The sequence below is a fragment of the Hymenobacter fodinae genome (assembly GCF_004745825.1).
GTDB classification, from domain to species: domain Bacteria; phylum Bacteroidota; class Bacteroidia; order Cytophagales; family Hymenobacteraceae; genus Hymenobacter; species Hymenobacter fodinae.
This window is the reverse complement of record NZ_SRLA01000001.1, coordinates 877,860-894,156: the sequence shown is the minus strand read 5'-3', so window position 1 is coordinate 894,156 and position 16,297 is coordinate 877,860. Positions and strand designations below refer to the sequence as shown.

15 protein-coding genes are annotated in these 16,297 nt (G+C 57.1%); 5 read left to right on the top strand and 10 right to left on the bottom strand.

The annotated features are described in order from the left end of the window. Positions 1-154: 154 nt before the first annotated feature. Positions 155-448 carry a helix-turn-helix domain-containing protein gene (locus EU556_RS03740; protein ID WP_135431140.1) on the bottom strand — a complete coding sequence of 98 codons (294 nt, stop codon included), beginning with the start codon at positions 446-448 and terminating at the stop codon, positions 155-157. Positions 449-833: 385 nt separating this feature from the next. Here EU556_RS03740 and EU556_RS03735 point away from each other — a divergent pair, with 385 nt between their 5' ends. Continuing rightward, a complete protein-coding gene (locus EU556_RS03735; RefSeq protein WP_135431138.1) occupies positions 834-1,571 on the top strand; it encodes a hypothetical protein in 738 nt (245 codons plus the stop codon). A 158-nt stretch (positions 1,572-1,729) separates the two neighbouring features. Here EU556_RS03735 and EU556_RS03730 read toward each other — a convergent pair whose 3' ends face one another. The 3 genes from EU556_RS03730 to EU556_RS26430 form a co-directional block, all read right to left on the bottom strand. Next, positions 1,730-3,100 (bottom strand): site-specific integrase, encoded by a 1,371-nt coding sequence (locus EU556_RS03730; RefSeq protein WP_135431136.1) that lies wholly within the window; start codon positions 3,098-3,100, stop codon positions 1,730-1,732. Positions 3,101-3,369: 269 nt separating this feature from the next. Beyond that, positions 3,370-5,859 (bottom strand): outer membrane beta-barrel family protein, encoded by a 2,490-nt coding sequence (locus EU556_RS03725; RefSeq protein WP_245327402.1) that lies wholly within the window; start codon positions 5,857-5,859, stop codon positions 3,370-3,372. After that, positions 5,832-6,227 (bottom strand): carboxypeptidase regulatory-like domain-containing protein, encoded by a 396-nt coding sequence (locus EU556_RS26430; protein ID WP_245327400.1) that lies wholly within the window; start codon positions 6,225-6,227, stop codon positions 5,832-5,834. The genes EU556_RS03725 and EU556_RS26430 overlap by 28 nt, the downstream gene beginning before the upstream one ends. Positions 6,228-6,634: 407 nt before the next feature. On the opposite strand from EU556_RS26430, the gene EU556_RS03720 reads away from it, so the two are divergent. After that, positions 6,635-7,147: a response regulator transcription factor gene (locus EU556_RS03720; protein WP_245327398.1), complete on the top strand. Its 513-nt coding sequence runs from the start codon at positions 6,635-6,637 to the stop codon at positions 7,145-7,147. Continuing rightward, positions 7,148-7,312, top strand: a complete 165-nt coding sequence (locus EU556_RS26425; protein ID WP_245327397.1) for a winged helix-turn-helix domain-containing protein — start codon at positions 7,148-7,150, stop codon at positions 7,310-7,312. An 18-nt stretch (positions 7,313-7,330) separates the two neighbouring features. On the opposite strand, the gene EU556_RS03715 is transcribed toward EU556_RS26425, so the two are convergent. Continuing rightward, positions 7,331-8,866, bottom strand: a complete 1,536-nt coding sequence (locus tag EU556_RS03715; RefSeq protein WP_135431134.1) for an ArnT family glycosyltransferase — start codon at positions 8,864-8,866, stop codon at positions 7,331-7,333. 163 nt (positions 8,867-9,029) lie between these two features. Between EU556_RS03715 and EU556_RS03710 the strand changes: the two genes are divergently transcribed. Beyond that, positions 9,030-9,533 (top strand): DUF421 domain-containing protein, encoded by a 504-nt coding sequence (locus EU556_RS03710; RefSeq protein WP_135431132.1) that lies wholly within the window; start codon positions 9,030-9,032, stop codon positions 9,531-9,533. Here the strand turns inward: EU556_RS03710 and EU556_RS03705 are convergent. From EU556_RS03705 to EU556_RS03685, 5 genes are all read right to left on the bottom strand, one after another. Beyond that, the gene (locus tag EU556_RS03705) at positions 9,505-10,041 is read right to left on the bottom strand and encodes a hypothetical protein (protein WP_135431130.1); all 537 of its coding nucleotides are present in this window, start codon (positions 10,039-10,041) and stop codon (positions 9,505-9,507) included. The genes EU556_RS03710 and EU556_RS03705 overlap by 29 nt on opposite strands. Positions 10,042-10,226: 185 nt before the next feature. Next, positions 10,227-12,263 (bottom strand): excinuclease ABC subunit UvrB, encoded by a 2,037-nt coding sequence (gene uvrB, locus EU556_RS03700; RefSeq protein WP_135431128.1) that lies wholly within the window; start codon positions 12,261-12,263, stop codon positions 10,227-10,229. A gap of 227 nt (positions 12,264-12,490) precedes the next feature. Beyond that, positions 12,491-12,856 (bottom strand): DUF6970 domain-containing protein, encoded by a 366-nt coding sequence (locus tag EU556_RS03695; protein WP_135431126.1) that lies wholly within the window; start codon positions 12,854-12,856, stop codon positions 12,491-12,493. A 118-nt stretch (positions 12,857-12,974) separates the two neighbouring features. Beyond that, on the bottom strand, positions 12,975-14,573 hold the full coding sequence (locus EU556_RS03690; RefSeq protein WP_135431124.1) for an outer membrane beta-barrel protein: 1,599 nt from the start codon (positions 14,571-14,573) through the stop codon (positions 12,975-12,977). 4 nt (positions 14,574-14,577) lie between these two features. After that, entirely contained in the window at positions 14,578-15,159 is a 582-nt protein-coding gene (locus EU556_RS03685; RefSeq protein ID WP_245327396.1) for an RNA polymerase sigma factor, read from the bottom strand. A gap of 505 nt (positions 15,160-15,664) precedes the next feature. On the opposite strand from EU556_RS03685, the gene wrbA reads away from it, so the two are divergent. Beyond that, a complete protein-coding gene (wrbA, locus tag EU556_RS03680) occupies positions 15,665-16,276 on the top strand; it encodes an NAD(P)H:quinone oxidoreductase (protein ID WP_135431120.1) in 612 nt (203 codons plus the stop codon). Positions 16,277-16,297: the final 21 nt, after the last annotated feature.

The following is a 16,297-nucleotide window of genomic DNA, read 5'->3' as shown; positions in this document are numbered from 1 at the left end:
GTCTTGGTCCATCTCCTGTATGAGTACTTGACACCGCTTTTGAACCTCCTCTATCTCATAGATTAGAAGGAAATCATCCTGGGTGGAGAGGCAGTAGGTTACCTTGCGACGGAGTGACCCCATCGAAAAGAACCGGTTGTTGAAGATGTTAAAATTAATAAACATTGGTTTTTACTTCGCGCTTGCCTTCTGCTAACCAGGTCAGTAGATCGGCTCGGTTGAAATACAATTTGTTGCCCCGCTTACAGTGAGGGATGTTGCGGGAGGAGCAGAGGGCATAAATGCGAGCCTTGCTCAGTTGCGTAATTTTGATGGCCAGTTCTATCCCGCCTACTTCGGCTGCTGGAGCGGTAGAAGGCAGAAGCTCTAGGAGAATTTCGCGCGTAATCCGGCTGAATTCGTCCAGCAGTTGGGGGTAGCCGACACTAGCGGTTATTAAGGTACTCATGGGTGTTGTTGCTCCGGGGAAGATGAATCCGGAAGACGACTGCAAATAGAGAAAGCTGGGGTCAGGATTTGTTTGACCCTAGCCACATGAATAAAATAAATTACAAACCCTTGTTATTCAATGTAATACGTATAATACAAAAGTTGTATACAACCTAATTATAAGTAGTTATTAAGTATTCAATATTATATATTCTTATAGTTAAGCAGGGCGCAAATAAGACTTAGAGCCTGTTGGGGAATTATGGTAGTCGGTTAAGGCAGGGGGCATGTTAGCCCACAGAATCCGCGCTGTGCGCTGCCTCGGTCGCATTGCGGTATCGAAAGAAATTTGGCAACTTCGATCGCTTTTCTTCCGGCACATTATAATTGTCCGCGCTCAAGCTATGCACGTTAAAGGTAGGGTTTTGCTTGGCGTGGCTACTGCGGGGCTGAGTGCCTGCGAAACCAATCACATGCACTCGGCGCCGGCCAACGCGTTGCACAGCTACGAGGCCATGATTACTGAGTACTTGGCTCAGCGCGCTGTTGAGCCTCAGGTTATTATCAATACACCAGATACCCTTACGACTTTCAATGGCACGACTATCCGCTGGCGGGAGTACAAAAACGGAGTGCTTATTATCATTAACGGTCTCGTAATCAACACCAATGAACTGACCACGTTCAACAACGTGTGGGGCAATGAGCCGGATAGCCTAAGCGCGGCCACTGCCGTTACGCAGATAAAGTATTATAAATCCGACAACTACGAACTTACCGGTTTAACCCTGATGTACCAGCCATGCAACGGCCTGGCGTGCGGCGTGGCCTATCATATACTCTTCGACCACCAGACGGGTCAAACCAGCTGCTTTGGCCGATTTAGCACTGGCTTGGAGCTGGACCTGTACCGCTTCGGGGATGATTACCGCCCCGACTACCTAGGTAAAACCTTCCACGGGCGCAGCCACTGGCTTCGGGACACCACGGTGTTTACCTATTATCAGCTGGCCGACAACGGCCGCTTCGCGCTAAGCAAAGACCCGGCGGGCAGGGCGTACTATTTCAAGCATATGACTTCCGACAGCGACTCCATCCCCGAAAACTTCGAGGAGCATTGGGTTGCCCAAATTCAGCAATAACTGAGCGCAGCCGCGCACATTGTGAGCTTTCTGAGCCTGACGCTGGTGCTACTGCATCTACCGGAAAGACTTAAAACCGAGACGGGACTCAGTTATTGTCGCGTTGGAGTGCTATGCATCTGCTCTCCCCTAAGCAGCACTCAATGCTAATTTGAAACTTAGAGCAAACCTTTGAATGCTGCGTCTACAACATCAGATGCAAAAGAATCAAGGTATACCGCAGTAACTGATTCAGACTTGTGGCCCATCGCTTGCGAGATGACGGCAGTGTTTTCACCCCTCATTTTTAGCGTCGTTGCAAAACTGTGGCGAGCTACATATGTGGTTAGAGGCGCTGCAATACCAGCCTGTTTACCCAACTCTTTTAAATCTTTGTTGACCTGCCCTAGTACCTTATGCAAGCGATTTTTCACTTGGTCTGGGTTTTGGTGCTTCTGTAGATCAAGAATAGGGAAGATATAGCTATCAGGACTACTGAATGTAAATCTCTTGTAAGAGGTCAACATTAAGGCAGCTGGATTCAAAAGAGGCAATGAAAACTTACCCCCCGTTTTTTGCCTTTTATAGTTGAGTCGCACCGGATAGCCTTGTTCGTTGACTCCTTCTAGATTGCGCCAACGCAGCTGAGCTAAGTCCACGAAGTTAATTCCGCCACAGTAAAAAGAGAATAGGAATACGTCTTTCGCCAGCTTTTGCCGGTCGTTCACAGGCTCTAATGCCTCTAGCTTACGGAGCTCCTCACGGGAAATAGCACGCTTGGCAGTTGTAACATCAAATTTGCCGACCTGGAATTTGTGTCTTTCGGCAGCGTTGGCAGTGAATGGATAGTTAGATGCTTTTACTAAGCCAGCTGCTATAGCTTTGTTAAATACGGTTCTTAGAGTGCGAAAGCGTAGCGACAAAGTAATCTCTGTTATTCCTGTAGCACGGAGTGTTGCCTCCCATTCGTTGCAAAATGCTACAGTTATATGATCAAGGGGAACATCATACTGCTTGATCCAAGCAGCTTTGGCAGCAATTAAGCCTTTCCCTATAGGTGGTTCAGGAGCATTACTCTCAGCTCCTATAAACTTAGCTAATTGGTTACCTAGGTCACGGTAAACACCTGCATTACCTACCTGGCCAGTTGTAATCATACTTGTGGCCAACTCTTCAATAAAGGCCAGAAGCTTCACACGACGTTGGGCCTTACGACCTTCAACTGCTTTCTTAAAGACAGCTTTCGCGTCGTGTTCTTCGTCGTTTTCAGCTAGTATATCTGCCGCAGCTTCGTACTTCTTCCGCCATTTCTCAAGCTCTTTTAGAAGTTCCTCCCTTTTAGGTTCTGGATAGCTACGACGAATCTCCTTTTTATCTGCGTTCCAATACTTAGGCAGCAAGCTCAAGCCTGTGTAACGATAGACTTGCTTTCGATTCTTTGTAATCCGAACTACAAAAGGATGTGCTCCGTCTGCTAAGGTCTTACTTGTATAGTACACCACCTTAACAGTGGCTTTGCCCTCTTTGTGCTCTGTTGTCCTAGTGCTCATAGCGTATAACCCGGATTATACATTGGGTTATACAAACCTAACAAAAAGGCTAATAACAACGATAAAGCAAAATATCAAAAACCTGACTTTTACACCCTTTAAGACACTTATAACAAACAATGACAAACAGTAATAAGTATATATCCTTAGCTTCCCAAGCTGAGGGTCGCGAGTTCGAACCTCGTTTCTCGCTCAATGAAAAAGCCGCTCGCCCTAATCAAGGCAAGCGGCTTTTTCATTTCTAGGCTAAATATTTCTTGAAGCCCCCACTACTTCCCAAACTGCCGCAGGTTGTAGGTGAAGCTCAGTAGGAAATACCGTGTCAGGACGTTGCTGCGGACGTCTTCCAGGTAGGTATCGGTCACGTTGCGGACTACGCTGCGATTTTGCTTGAGCAGGTCGTAGGCCTGTAGCTTCAGCTCGCCCTGCTTGGCTTTGAAGAGTTGGCGCGTGAGGGCCAGATTCCAGAGAGCTACGCTCTGGTTGAAGCCCGCCGAGCGGCCCGCGTAGCGCGTCAGCCACAGGTCGCTGCTGATGGCCCAGTTGCCGGGCAGCTGATAAAACAGGTCGGTTTCCAGGGTTTGGGTCCAGTATGAAGTGTTTTGCTGAGGCAGCAGCGAATAGGTGGCCCGCTGGTAGGTGGCGTTGGCCCGCAGGCCGAGCTCCAGGTGGTCGTTGAAGGCGGAGTTGAGGCTCACGCCCTGCCCGAGGTTCCAGGAGCGCGTGTTGTTGGCCTGGTCGCTCACGAAGCTGCGGCTGCGGGTAAGGTTGCCGTTGGTGGTCAGGTTCAGGTTGAGCTTGTGCCAGGCCAGGCGCTGCCCCCACGACACGAAGCCGTTGAGCGTGGCGTAGCCATCGGCGTTTACAGGACGGGTGGTTTGCACGCCCCGGGCGCTGAACGACGTAGCCGACACAATGCGGTCTTGCACCTTGCTGCCGTTGAGGGAGGCAAACACGCTGCGGTTGTTCACGTCATTGAACTGGGTGTACGTGCCCGAGAGGGTGTGAATGTACTCGGGGCGCAGGTCGGGGTTGCCAAGGCGCACGCTCAGGGGGTTGGTATTATCGGCCACGGGCTGCAGCTGCACCGCGGTGGGCGCCTGCAGGCGGGTGCGGTAGTTAAGGCGCACCGTGCGGCTCTGGCTGCCGTTGTAGCTGAACAGGGCGTTGGGCAACAGCTGCTGGTAGCGGCGCGTGAGGGCCACGTCGGCGGTTTGGTTGTTCACGCGCAGGTCGGCCTGATGGGCATCCAGGCCTAGGCCATAGGTGTAGCGCAGGCGCTTGGTTTGCAGCGTGAGGCCGGCACGGTGGGTGCGGAAGTTGCTGCTGAAGCGGTTGCTGAGCGCGGGGTTCAGGCGGGTATAGCCCCCAGTGGTTTCGTCGAAGTCGCGCACCTGGCGGTCGGCGCTGCTGTGGGTGTCGGCGAGGTTGTAGTGCAGCTCCAGCTTGTGCTGCAGGCTCAGCGGCTCGGTGTACGAGACGTTCAGCGTCTGGGTGCGGGCGGGGTTATCCTGCCCAATGCGCTGGTTGAGCTGGTTGGCGGTGGGCGTACCGTCGGGGGCGAAGAAGGTGTTGGTGGCTTGGTTAAGTGCGTCGCCGTCCTGGTTGTTGAGCACCGTGTTGAGGTTGGCTGAGAGCGTGCGGCCCAGCTTCTTGAACCGGCGCATCAGCAGGGTATTGCCGCCGCCCCAGAGGGTGTTGGCGTCGGCATCGTAGCGGCTCAGGCTTTGGTTGAGCTGCCGCTCGCCCACGCTGGTTTGCTGCTGACTCAGGTTCAGGCTGTTGCTCTGGCGCCACCACAGGCTAGGCGTGAAGCGCAGGGAGGTCAGGGAGTCGAGCTTGTAGTCGAGGCGCAGGTTGAAGCGCTGGCTGAGCACCCGGTTGCGGGAGTCGGCCTGCTGCTGGGTCAGCAGCGACCCGTCCGGCTGAGTGGTCGTGCCCGTGGCCACGTTTTCGCGCCGAATCTGCTGGCTGTTGCGGATGGTGCTGCGGCTGGTGAAGTAGCTGGTGGCCACTTCCGCGCGCTTGCCCCAGGCGTCGCGGTAGTTCAAGCCCCCCGATAGCGCCTCCGTAATGCCAATGGCTTGGTTGGCGCCCCCGCTGCCGCTGCTGAGGCCCTGGCGGCTACCGCCCCCGCTGGCTATCCGCACCGGGCCGCCCCCGCCGCTGCCGGGTCCCTCGAAACCGCCGGGCAGGGCAACGCCTAGGCCACTCCCGCCGGGGCCGCTGCTGGCGTCGCCGGCCGCGGGGCTGCCGTTGTCGCCAAAGCCGGTTTGGTTGAGGTTGTTGGCCTGGCCTATGGCCGAGAGCTGCCGCCCATTATTAAAGCGGTTGAGCCCCAGCCGGGCCTGGTAGCGCCCATCGGTGCCCGCCCCCACCCCGTTCTGCCCGAAGTAGCCCTTGCGCTTGTCGCGCTTGGTCACCAGGTTCAGGGTTTTCTGCTGGGTGCCATCATTAATCCCCGAGAAAGCCGACTGGTCGCCGCGCTGGTTGTAGAGCTGCACCTGATCGATGATGTCGGCGGGCAGGTTGCGGGTGGCCATTTTAGGGTCGTCGCCGAAGAAGGGCTTGCCATCTACCAGCACCCGCTGCACGTCCTGGCCGTGGGCCTTGATGTTGCCGTCGCGGTCTACCTCCACGCCGGGCAGCTTCTTCAGCAACGATTCTACGGCCGCGTTGGGCTGGGTTTTGAAGGCTTTGGCGCTGAAGGCCACCGTATCGCCCTGCACACTCACGGGGGCCCGCTCCTGCTGCACCACCACCTCGCCCAGCTCTGCGCCATGGCCCGCAGCCGCAGCGTTCCCACCGGCACCTCTAGGCCACCGGCGCCCACATTCACCGGGTGCAGCTGGCTCTTATACCCCAGAAACGTCACGAGCAGGAAGTAACGCCCACTACCCACGTTGCGCAAGGTAAAGCGCCCGTCGCCATCCGTAATCGTGAAGCTGAGGTAAGAAGAATCCCGCCCCGCCAGCAGAGAAATAGACGCCTCCCGCAGCGGCTTGCCCGTAGCCGAGTCCGCCACCGCTCCCAGAATCTGGGCTTTGCCCGTGGCGGGAGCGGCGGGCTTCTGGGCCCACGCGGTGCTAATGACCAAGCAGCAGAGAATAAGTAGAAAGTAGCGCATGGGTTTGGTGGAGGGAGAGAATAAAGATTGTGCTGTAGTGCCCTAGAGGGCACTAGAGGCTAGAGAGCTAGCTCCCCTCCTCGGATGAGGAGGGGTTGGGGGTGGTTGACCGGAGCGTTGTTTACATGTTTATCTAGCCTGTCATGTCGAGCTTGTCGAGACATCTCACGTGCTGATGTTGCCACACTAACTGTCATGCTGAGCTTGTCGAAGCATCTCTACCGCTCCGTTGCAGAGGCCTAGACCAGTTGATTAGCCAGCGGGAGAGATGCTTCCTGCGCTCAGCATGACGTTCTTAAGTAGCCGTTCTGGAGCAGTCGTTCTAGGCCACATTGACCACCCCCAACCCCTCCTCATCTGAGGAGGGGAGTGCTGTTTCATCACCTCTTACTTCCCTTCTCTCCCCCATGCCTTCCATTCTCCTTATTGAAGACGAACCCGCGCTGGGCATGATTGTGAAAGACAGCCTAGAGGTGCGCGGCTTTACGGTGCGCTACGCCGCCGATGGGCAGGAAGGCCTGGAACTGTTCCGGGAGCAGTGCCCCGACGTGGTGGTGGTGGCCGATGTGATGATGCCCCGCCTCGATGGGTTTTCCCTGGCGGAAATCATCCGGCGCGACAACCCTGCGGTGCCCATTATCTTCCTCACGGCCCGCTCCCAACCGGCCGACGTGGTGCGGGGGTTTGAGCTGGGCGCCAACGACTACCTCAAAAAGCCTTTCAGCATGGATGAGCTGATTGTGCGCATCAGGGCCCGCCTGGGGACGCCAGCCCCAGCCGCGGCGCCGGCTGGGTTGCTGGGTATCGGCCGCTATCAGTTTGATTACCCGAAGCAACGCCTGCGGCTAGGCCTGCACGAGGAGGAGCTAACCCACCGTGAGGCCGAGCTGCTCAAGCACCTCTACAACCAACGCAACTAGGTGCTGGCCCGCACCGCCGTACTGCAGGAAATTTGGGGCGACGACAGCTTCTTCAATGGCCGCAGCCTCGATGTGTTTATCACCCGCCTGCGCCGCTACCTCAAAGACGACCCTCAGGTGCAGATTGTAAATGTGCGCGGCATCGGCTACAAGCTGCTCTGCTGAATTGGTACTGGCCTAGGCCTATTTTCGCTGCCCGAGTATCAGCGTAGTGCACGGCCCATCCTGGTACAGCACGCGGGTTGTAAATGCGGAGTCGAGCTGAGGGCGCACCTGGACGGCGCAAACCACTACCGTATCCTGGGGGTGCAGCTCCGGAATCTGGCGGGCACTTTTAAGTTGAAACTGAAGACCTTTCTCGGTGCGGCAGGCCAGTTGGTAGTACTGCAGCACCGGGTTATAGTCGAGGGTAGGCTCGTGGGGCTTCGGCGACACTATATCATCAAACAACACCGGCGACAGCACCGTGAAACGCGTGAGGCCTGGGTGCGTTGTTGGCAATGAGGAGAGATACGCCCGATAAGGATGGTACTCGGTATATCTGCTTTTTTCCAGAGTGGTGATGCTCTCAAGCAGCAACCGGTAGGGCAGCCAAAAGACCAGACCCACGAACAGCGCCAGACTTGTCCCGGTGCTCCACGTGGGGGCATATTGCTGGTGCAACGCCCGGAAGATGCACGCTAGGCCCAGGCCTACCAGTAGGGCCAGCGCCGGTAATATTGGCCCACTGTACCACATGAGTTTAGTGGCCGAGTTGCTGATGAGCAACAGCCAGGTACCGGCAAACAGGCCTATCAACACAGCTGCCCGCCGCAGCACCGGGTTGGGCTGCAGCCATAGCAGCAGTACCGCGGGCCCCACAAATAAATACCACGGCACAAACTGTTGGTTCTTCAGGTACAAAAGGTAGAACAGCGGTGAGCCTAGGTTATTGTTCTGCACTGTAGTGTAGCGCCCCAGCAGGTCGTTGTACTGCACGGCCTGCCAGTAGCCTGGCGCCGCCAGTTCGCGCAGCACATAGTAGCCTCCTACTGTCATGATGAACAGGCCTAGCCCCGTGTAAACTCGCCATTGGGTAAGCAGCTTCCCTGCCTGCCGGCGGTAAAGGGCATAGAGCAACAGCGCCGGCAGGCCGAGCAAGCCCGCAATACTTTTCGTTAGAGCGCCCCCAATAAGGCCCGCCGTCAGCAGCCACCAGTCGCGGGGGCGGCCGTCTTCCAGGTACCGAAAAAAGGCTGTCCAGATGAGCGTTTGCCAGAATCCGAGCAGGGCATCATAATCTCCGCTGCGCGCCATGTGGAATCCAGTGTAGCCCAGAGAGGTCAGTAGCACCAAACAAGACAACACCCCCGTGCCCATATCGCGCAGCGTCCGGACGCTAAACCAGTACAGTAGGCTCAAGGTCGCAAAGGCCGCCAAGGCACTGGGCAGCCGGATAGCCAACTCGGTGTTACCCAGCAGCCAAATGGCCAGCACCTGCAGCCAGATCATTAGGGGCGGCTTGGTGTTCCATAAGTCGGGCTGCCCCCCTATGTGCGTTACCAGCCACTGCTTGTTCAGGGCCATTTCGCTGGCGTTGATGGCAAGGCGCGCCTCATCCCACGGACGCATACCAGTGGTGCCGAGGCCATATAGCAGGGGTACGCTGGCCACTAACAGCACTAGAATGTATACTTGAACAGGAAGGCCAGAAGCCCATTGGCGCAGGGGTACCCGCATATAACAATACTTCAGAATAGCGAGGTGCTCAGCTTATCGGCCCAGCAAGTTATGGTCAAAGGTAGCCCGCTAGGCCTACTATTCTAGAGTATAGCTCCACAGCAACCTGGCTATTTGCGCGTGGGTATAGCTATGTTACCGAACTGTTAACTCCCCTCCTACTATGCACTTTCTATCAGACCTCCTCGGCCTCCACGCGAGTTCGCACAGTATCACTACCCTGCAGATGTGCGCCCGCGCCATTGTGGTGTTCCTCTGGGCGCTTGCCCTGTTACGCCTGGCAGGCCACCAAGCTTTCGGCAGCGGTAGCACCCTCGACATGGTACTGAAGGTGGTGTTTGGGGCTGTGCTGAGCCGCGCGATTGTGGCGGCCTCTCCCTTCGGGGCTACGCTGGCAGCGGGTGCCGTGCTTATAGGCCTATACCGACTGCTCACCTACGTGGCGTTCTTCTCCGACACGGTAGGCCGCTTGGTTAAGGGCGATGCGCTACTTCTCATCGACCACGGCCAGCTCCTACCGCTTAACCTCCGCAAGGTTAGCTTTTCGGAGAAGGACCTACGGGAAGGCCTCCGCAATAGTGGCAACCTCGACGACGTGACTCAGGTAGAACGGGCCTATCTGGAACGCAACGGCCGTATTAGCGTGGTGTTGAAGAAGCCGGCGTAAGGGGCTTCCGGAACAGGTAGCGCGTTTGAGTGAGCGTTTCTATAGCAGTGGTACCGGTGTAGGTAGGCCGTTGCGGATCATTGTAGGCCAGGGAGGTTTCTACCTTTTGTGTGGCTTTGATGGGCTGAGCCGAGGTTTGCACCTCCACCAGCTCCCATCCTTCCTGGGCTAGCTCATTCAGCGCTCCTACTAACAGCGCATCTACTTCGCCAGGCTCGGGGTTGGAAAACAGCCCCTGCTTGGGTGGCTGCAGTTTAGTCTGGCCATGCCAAGCCGGTGCCAGATACACGCACCGGTCGTTGTAGAGCCGCACAATCTGGTACTGAAACCGCTGCCCTCCGGCCGCTGGCAGCACCGTGCTCATAAGTACAGGCTGCAGTGCCGTTTCTGGGAGGTTGGGCAATGGGCTTGCCTGGCTCTTAGCGTGCGGAGGAGTTGATTGGGCCGCGGCCAGCTGTAGCACCAATACAGCGGGTAACAGCATACTGAGGCGTAAGGATAAAGACATAAGCTGTAAGAGAAATAATGAAAGAAGGCACTGGTCTAGCGGGCGTGTTGCAACCCGCTAGGCCAGTGCCTTCTTTCTACTTTCGTGCCGAAGTGCAGTCTTGGCCCGCAATCTAAACTTTGATGTAGGACTCGGGTGCCTGAAGCACAAAGCTCTTATACTGGCAGATTGGAGCCGGCGCTATGCTACTCGCGCTTGGTTTTAAGCACCTGCTTGAGGGCGGCTAACTCGTCGCGGAGCTTGGCGGCGGTCAGGAAGTCGAGGTCTTTGGCGGCGGCTTCCATCTGCTTTTCGGTTTGCTTGATAAGCTTCTCCAGCTCAGGGCGTGCCATTACCGATACTACCGGCTCGGCCGCAATAGCAAGAGTTACATCATCGGAAGGACCAGCGTAGCCCTGCGCCTCAACGATGCGGTAGTCTGACAAGGACGTTTGCTCCATGATGGCCTCACGGGACTTACGCACCGTGCGGGGTGTAATGCCGTGCTCCTCGTTGTAGGCCATTTGGGTGGCGCGGCGGCGGTTGGTTTCATCAATGGCCCGCTGCATTGAGCCCGTAATCCGGTCGGCGTACATAATGACCTTGCCCCGGTCGTTACGGGCGGCACGGCCCATAGTCTGAATCAAACTGCGCTGGTCGCGCAGGAAGCCTTCTTTATCGGCGTCCAGAATGGCTACCAAGCTTACTTCCGGCAAGTCAAGGCCTTCGCGCAGCAGGTTTACCCCAATCAGCACGTCGATTTCGCCGAGGCGCAGTTGGCGCAGAATCTCCACGCGGTCCAGGGTCTTCACATCAGAGTGCACGTATTGAGACTTAATGCCCAAGCGCTCCATGTACTTCTGCAGCTCCTCGGCCATGCGCTTGGTCAGCGTTGTCACCAGCACCCGGTCGCCCATTTTCACGCGGTTATCTACCTCGTCCAGCAGGTCGTCAATCTGATTGACGCTGGGGCGCAAGTCAATTTCCGGGTCCAGTAGGCCAGTCGGACGAATGATTTGCTCTACCACCACGCCCTGGGCACGGGCTAGCTCATAGTCAGCGGGTGTAGCCGACACGAAAACGGCCTGCCGAATCATGCTCTCAAACTCGTTGAACGTGAGCGGGCGGTTATCGAAGGCCGAAGGCAAGCGGAACCCGTACTCGATAAGGGCGGCCTTGCGGCTCCGGTCGCCGCCCCACATGGCCCGGATCTGAGGCATGGTGGCGTGGCTTTCGTCTACTACCAGCAGGTAGTCGTCGGGGAAATAGTCGAGCAGGCAGAAGGGCCGGGAGCCCGGCTGCCGGCCATCGAAGTAGCGCGAGTAGTTCTCAATGCCCGAGCAGTAGCCCAATTCCCGAATCATTTCCAGGTCGAACTCCGTGCGCTCCACAATGCGCTTGGCTTCGGCATCGCGCCCTTCCTTCTCGAAGTAGGCGTGCTGCTGCACCATGTCGAACTGAATTTCCTTGATGGCCTGGTTAAGCGTGTCCTTGCCCGTCACGAACAGGTTGGCCGGGTACAGGGTCACCGATTTCTCGTCGCCCAGCTTTTTGCCGCTGGCCGGGTCAATCTTGTGAATGGCCTCAATCTCGTCGCCGTAGAAGAAAATGCGGTAGGCGTGGTCGGCGTAAGCCGGGAAGATGTCCACCGTATCGCCCTTTACCCGGAACGAGCCGCGGGTAAACTCCTGCTCAGTGCGCGAGTACAGAATCTGCACAAAGGAATAGAGCAGGTTGTTGCGCGAATACCGTAGGCCTGGCGCCAGGTAAATCACGTTTTTCCCGAACTCCTCGGGGTTACCAATACCGTAAATGCACGACACCGACGCCACCACAATCACGTCGCGGCGGCCCGAGAGCAGCGTGGAGGTGCAATGCAGCCGCAGCTTCTCAATCTCCTGGTTAATAGCCAGGTCTTTCTCGATGAAAACGTCGGTGCTGGCAATGTAAGCCTCCGGCTGGTAGTAGTCGTAGTAGCTGATGTAGTACTCGACGGCGTTGTTGGGGAAGAACTGCTTGAACTCGCCGTAGAGCTGCGCAGCCAGGGTTTTATTGTGGCAGAGCACCAGGGCCGGCTTGCCCGTTTGGGCAATTACGTTGGCCATGGTAAAGGTTTTACCCGTGCCGGTGGCTCCCAGCAGCACCTGCGCCGGCTCCCCGTTAGTAACGCCCTCTACCAATTGCGCAATGGCGGTAGGCTGGTCGCCGGTGGGTTTAAACTCTGAGGTCAGTTGGTATTCCATGCAGGGAAATATAGGCCAGAAAGGGTAGCCTATGATAACTGAATTAGAATACGGGAGGTTTCCCGGTAAAAGAAAAAACGCATCTGATAAATAGACGCGTTTCATTCCATAGCCAGAGGCCTAGGCCAATAGCAGAAACCCCAGCAAGACAGCACATCGGTAAAGAGTGGCCTAGCGCGCCGCGTAGGCCACTAGAACGAAAAACTTACCGTCTCACCATTTCACCTCTACCGCGGGTCGCGCCAGAGTAGGACGGGATTGGTGGCAGTAGTCGAAAAATCGGTGCAGCGGCCGTCGCCCTTGCCCGCCGGGCCGCCGCTGGCCGCGCACAGCACGTTGCCACAGTGGTCGAACAGGTAGTTGAAGTTGTCGCAGCAGCCGCCGGTTACTAAATATACCGTGTTGCCTTTATACGTGTACTGCGTCACCTCGACGGCGGGGTTCTGCTTGGGCTTTTGCTTGAGCTGCTCAATGAGCGTGACCGAAAAGTCGGCGGGGCAAGGGGGAGCCGCCGCATCTTCAGATAAATCGGCGTTGCAGGCAGTAAGTAGAAAAAGCAGCCCGGCGGCCAATAGGGTAAAGATTCGATTCATAGAGGGTGGTGAGAGGAGAGCCAAGCCGTGCGAACAGCTCAGGAGAGGTGAAATGCCCGCGCCCGACGCAGCCAGCCTCCGTATGCTTGTTGGGGGCTGGCCACCTTGTGCTGCTGGGTTAGTGCAGCGCTACTACTGGCCGGGTGGTGCCAAATTCCACGCTGGCTTCGAGGCCCACGGAATAGGGGCGGCTCTGGTGCAGAGTCGCTTGGTTGGGGTGGGCGTTGAGGGTAGTCAGGCCGGCTTCGGCAACGGGCCCTACGGCGAGGCTCCACTTGGCAGTGGCAGGCTGGTACCGCACGCCGGCCCCACCGCGCACCGTGGTCATCACCTTGCGGTACGGCGACTCCTGCGACGACATCGTGTAGGTGCGGGTAACCGTGGGGGAGCCTTCCAGCTCAGAGTGCGAGCTCAGGAGCACGTTTACGGCAGCGCCCACTTTGGCGTAGAGCGTGGCACCGGGCTTGCTGGAGCCGTAGCGCACCGTTACGGGAATACCTGTGCTACGGTAGCGGTAGGAGGTAGTACGCGCTTCCCGGGGTACCGGCGCGCGCACACCAGCGCTAGAGTTGAACATCACTAGGTCGCTGCTGCGTACTTGCTTGCCATCTATAAAGCCATACGAAGTAGCAGAGGAAGCTCGCTGCTCGGCAACTTCCACTCCTGAGCCTACGCTCCACTTTTTGCTGATGGCGTAGTCAAGGGTGAGAGCGACACGCTGGGCTAGGCCAGCCCGCAGGTTACGGCGGTACTCCGTTTCGGCACTCTCGCGGTAGTAGCTGTTGAGGGCTAGCGTTACGGCATCGGCTTTCACCTTGCTATCGGCCTGCGAGAAGTTGATATTGGGGTTATAAGCCGAGGCGGCATACGTTCCGCCTACACGCAAGCGATGCCACAGCTTAGGCGACTGGCGCTCCTCTGCCTCCGGCGCCTCTACCGCCGCTAGTTGGGTGGCAGCCGGGGCTGGCTGCGCCAACAGAGAAGGTTTCAGGGTATCGGGCAGGCCTAGACCCAAAGAGTTCCGCAGCCGCGACGTCAGGTAAGAAAGGCTCAGCACATTGTCGGAGGTAGAAGTAGCGCCGTACTGGCCCTGGGAGGCAAAGCCGTAGTTTACACTGCTTTCCGCCGGAGTGCGACCAGAGCGCCCGTATGCGCTGGGGTAGCCGGCAGCATAATTCCCTAGGCTACCTGCTTGGTAGGCCTGTTCATGAGCCGAACTAGGTGCGCCAGCCGCCGCATACAGGCTTTCTGCTGCGCCTTCCGTTGCAGTACTATGTGCTCCCGAGTGGCCTAGCGGACCAGTTGCCAGCAAGCCATCCGTCTGCGCATCGGCAGCAGCTTGTGCACCACCTAGGGCGGCGCTAGATGCCGCACCGTCTTGGCCCGACTGGGCTATTTGATTTTCAGCTGATGTTCCGGTGCCTAGGCCACTATGGGTATTACCAGAGCGTGCGCCAACGGAAGCCAGCTGCCGCGAGTTGCCTTTGTTGAGTTGCCACATAGCAGCCCAACCGCCGAAGCCCAGCGCCAGCAGCAGGCAGGCTGCGGCCACCCACCGGTGCACCGTCAGGCGGCGCCGATAGGTATCATTTTGTTGTACTACCAGCTCGTGGTCGAGCTGTTCCCAGAGGTTCGTGCGTGGCTGAATTTCGGCCTCCGCGAAGGTTTGCCGGAACAAGTGTTCCAGGTCGCCGGAGGGGCGCGGGTTGTTAGACATATTATTAGGAGCGGAAGCCATGGGTACGCTGCGCGTCGAGACGCTCTACTTTACTTTTCAAGATTGCCCGAGCCCGGGAATATTGTGATTTGCTGGTGCCTTCGGAAATTCCCAGCATCTCGCCGATTTCCTTGTGCCCATAGCCCTCAATGGCAAACAGGTTGAACACCATGCGGTAGCGCGGCGCCAAGTCCTGAATCATGCCCAAGAGCTCTTCGAAATTGTAGTTTGAGAGGGTAAACTCTTCGCCGGCCAAGTCCTCGGGGTATTCCCCACCGTCGCTAACAGCTACCAGGGGCGCGTTGCGACGGTGCTGGCGCAGGGCGGCATTCACCATGATACGGCGAATCCAGAATTCTAGGGGGCACTCCCGGCGGAAGCTACCCAGGTTTTTAAACACCGTCAGAAACCCTTCCTGCAGCACGTCTTCGGCCTCAAAGGTGGTTTGAGCGTAGCGCATGCACACGGCCATCATGCGGCCCGCGAAACGTTCGTACAGGTATTTCTGCATCAGGCGGCTACCAGACAGGCAACCGTCGAGCAGCTCATTGTCGGAGAGCTGCGAAGGCGGAGTGATAGTGCGCACAGGAGCGGATAACGACGAGGATAGGGACTCCGAGCGTGCAGTGGTGGCTCGGCCTGGTAACAGGCTGCGCAGCCCGCCCCCTCCTATTGACGCCGACAAAGCGCTCATGGAGTTACCCGGCCCGCACGGGGTCCGGTGGTAAGACGCTCACCAGCGGCCGCCCCCGCCTGGGGTTCTGAGCCGCGCAAGTAAGAATGCTGCATACGCTACTGAATAGAATAAAAAAGGGTAGTCTGAACCCTACCACATGCAGGTGAGGCGGGGTTTCGGAATGAAGATGCCAGTCCTCGTCCGTTTGGTTGCATACCATCCGGATAAATTTACAATCTCCAGAATGCGTGGCCATCAGGTAGTAGATAGATAGTGGGAATAAATCGACCGCAACATTGTCAGATGTTATCATGTATGTACATATATTAGCCCTACTTATTCTTGCAGCAACCTAGTGTCTGTACATACGTTTGGCAGACTTCACCTTACCTCTTTCACCCAAACCCTATACCCCATGAAAACTCTTGTCCTGTTCTACTCCACGTATGGTCACATCTGGAAAATGGCCGAAGCCGTAGCTGAAGGTGCCCGTCAGGTAGCCGGCAACGAAGTAGTGGTTAAGCGCGTGCCCGAAACACTGCCCCAGAACATTCTGGACCAAATTGGCGCTACTGGAGCGCAAAAGGCATTTGAGCATATTCCGGTAGCTACGCCGAACGAGCTAGAACAATACGATGCCATCATCTTCGGTACGCCTACCCGCTACGGCAACGTGTGCGGCCAGATGCAGGCCTTCATGGACTCAACGGGTTCCCTCTGGGCCCAGGGTAAATTGGTAGGCAAAGCCGGCGGTGTGTTCGTGAGCACGGCCACCCAGCACGGCGGCCAAGAAACCACTATCCGTTCTTTCCACACCGAGTTGCTGCACCACGGCTTTGTGATTGTAGGCCTGCCCTACGCTTGGCAGGGTCAGATGGGCCACGAAACCGTAACCGGCGGCACGCCCTACGGCGCCAGCACCGTGGCCGGTGGCCAAGGCGAGCGTCAGCCTAGCGAAAATGAGTTGGAAGGTGCCCGTTTCCAAGGCCGCCACACCGCCGAAATTGCCAGCAAGCTGGCGAAGTAAGGGAGGCAAACTCCTCTATAC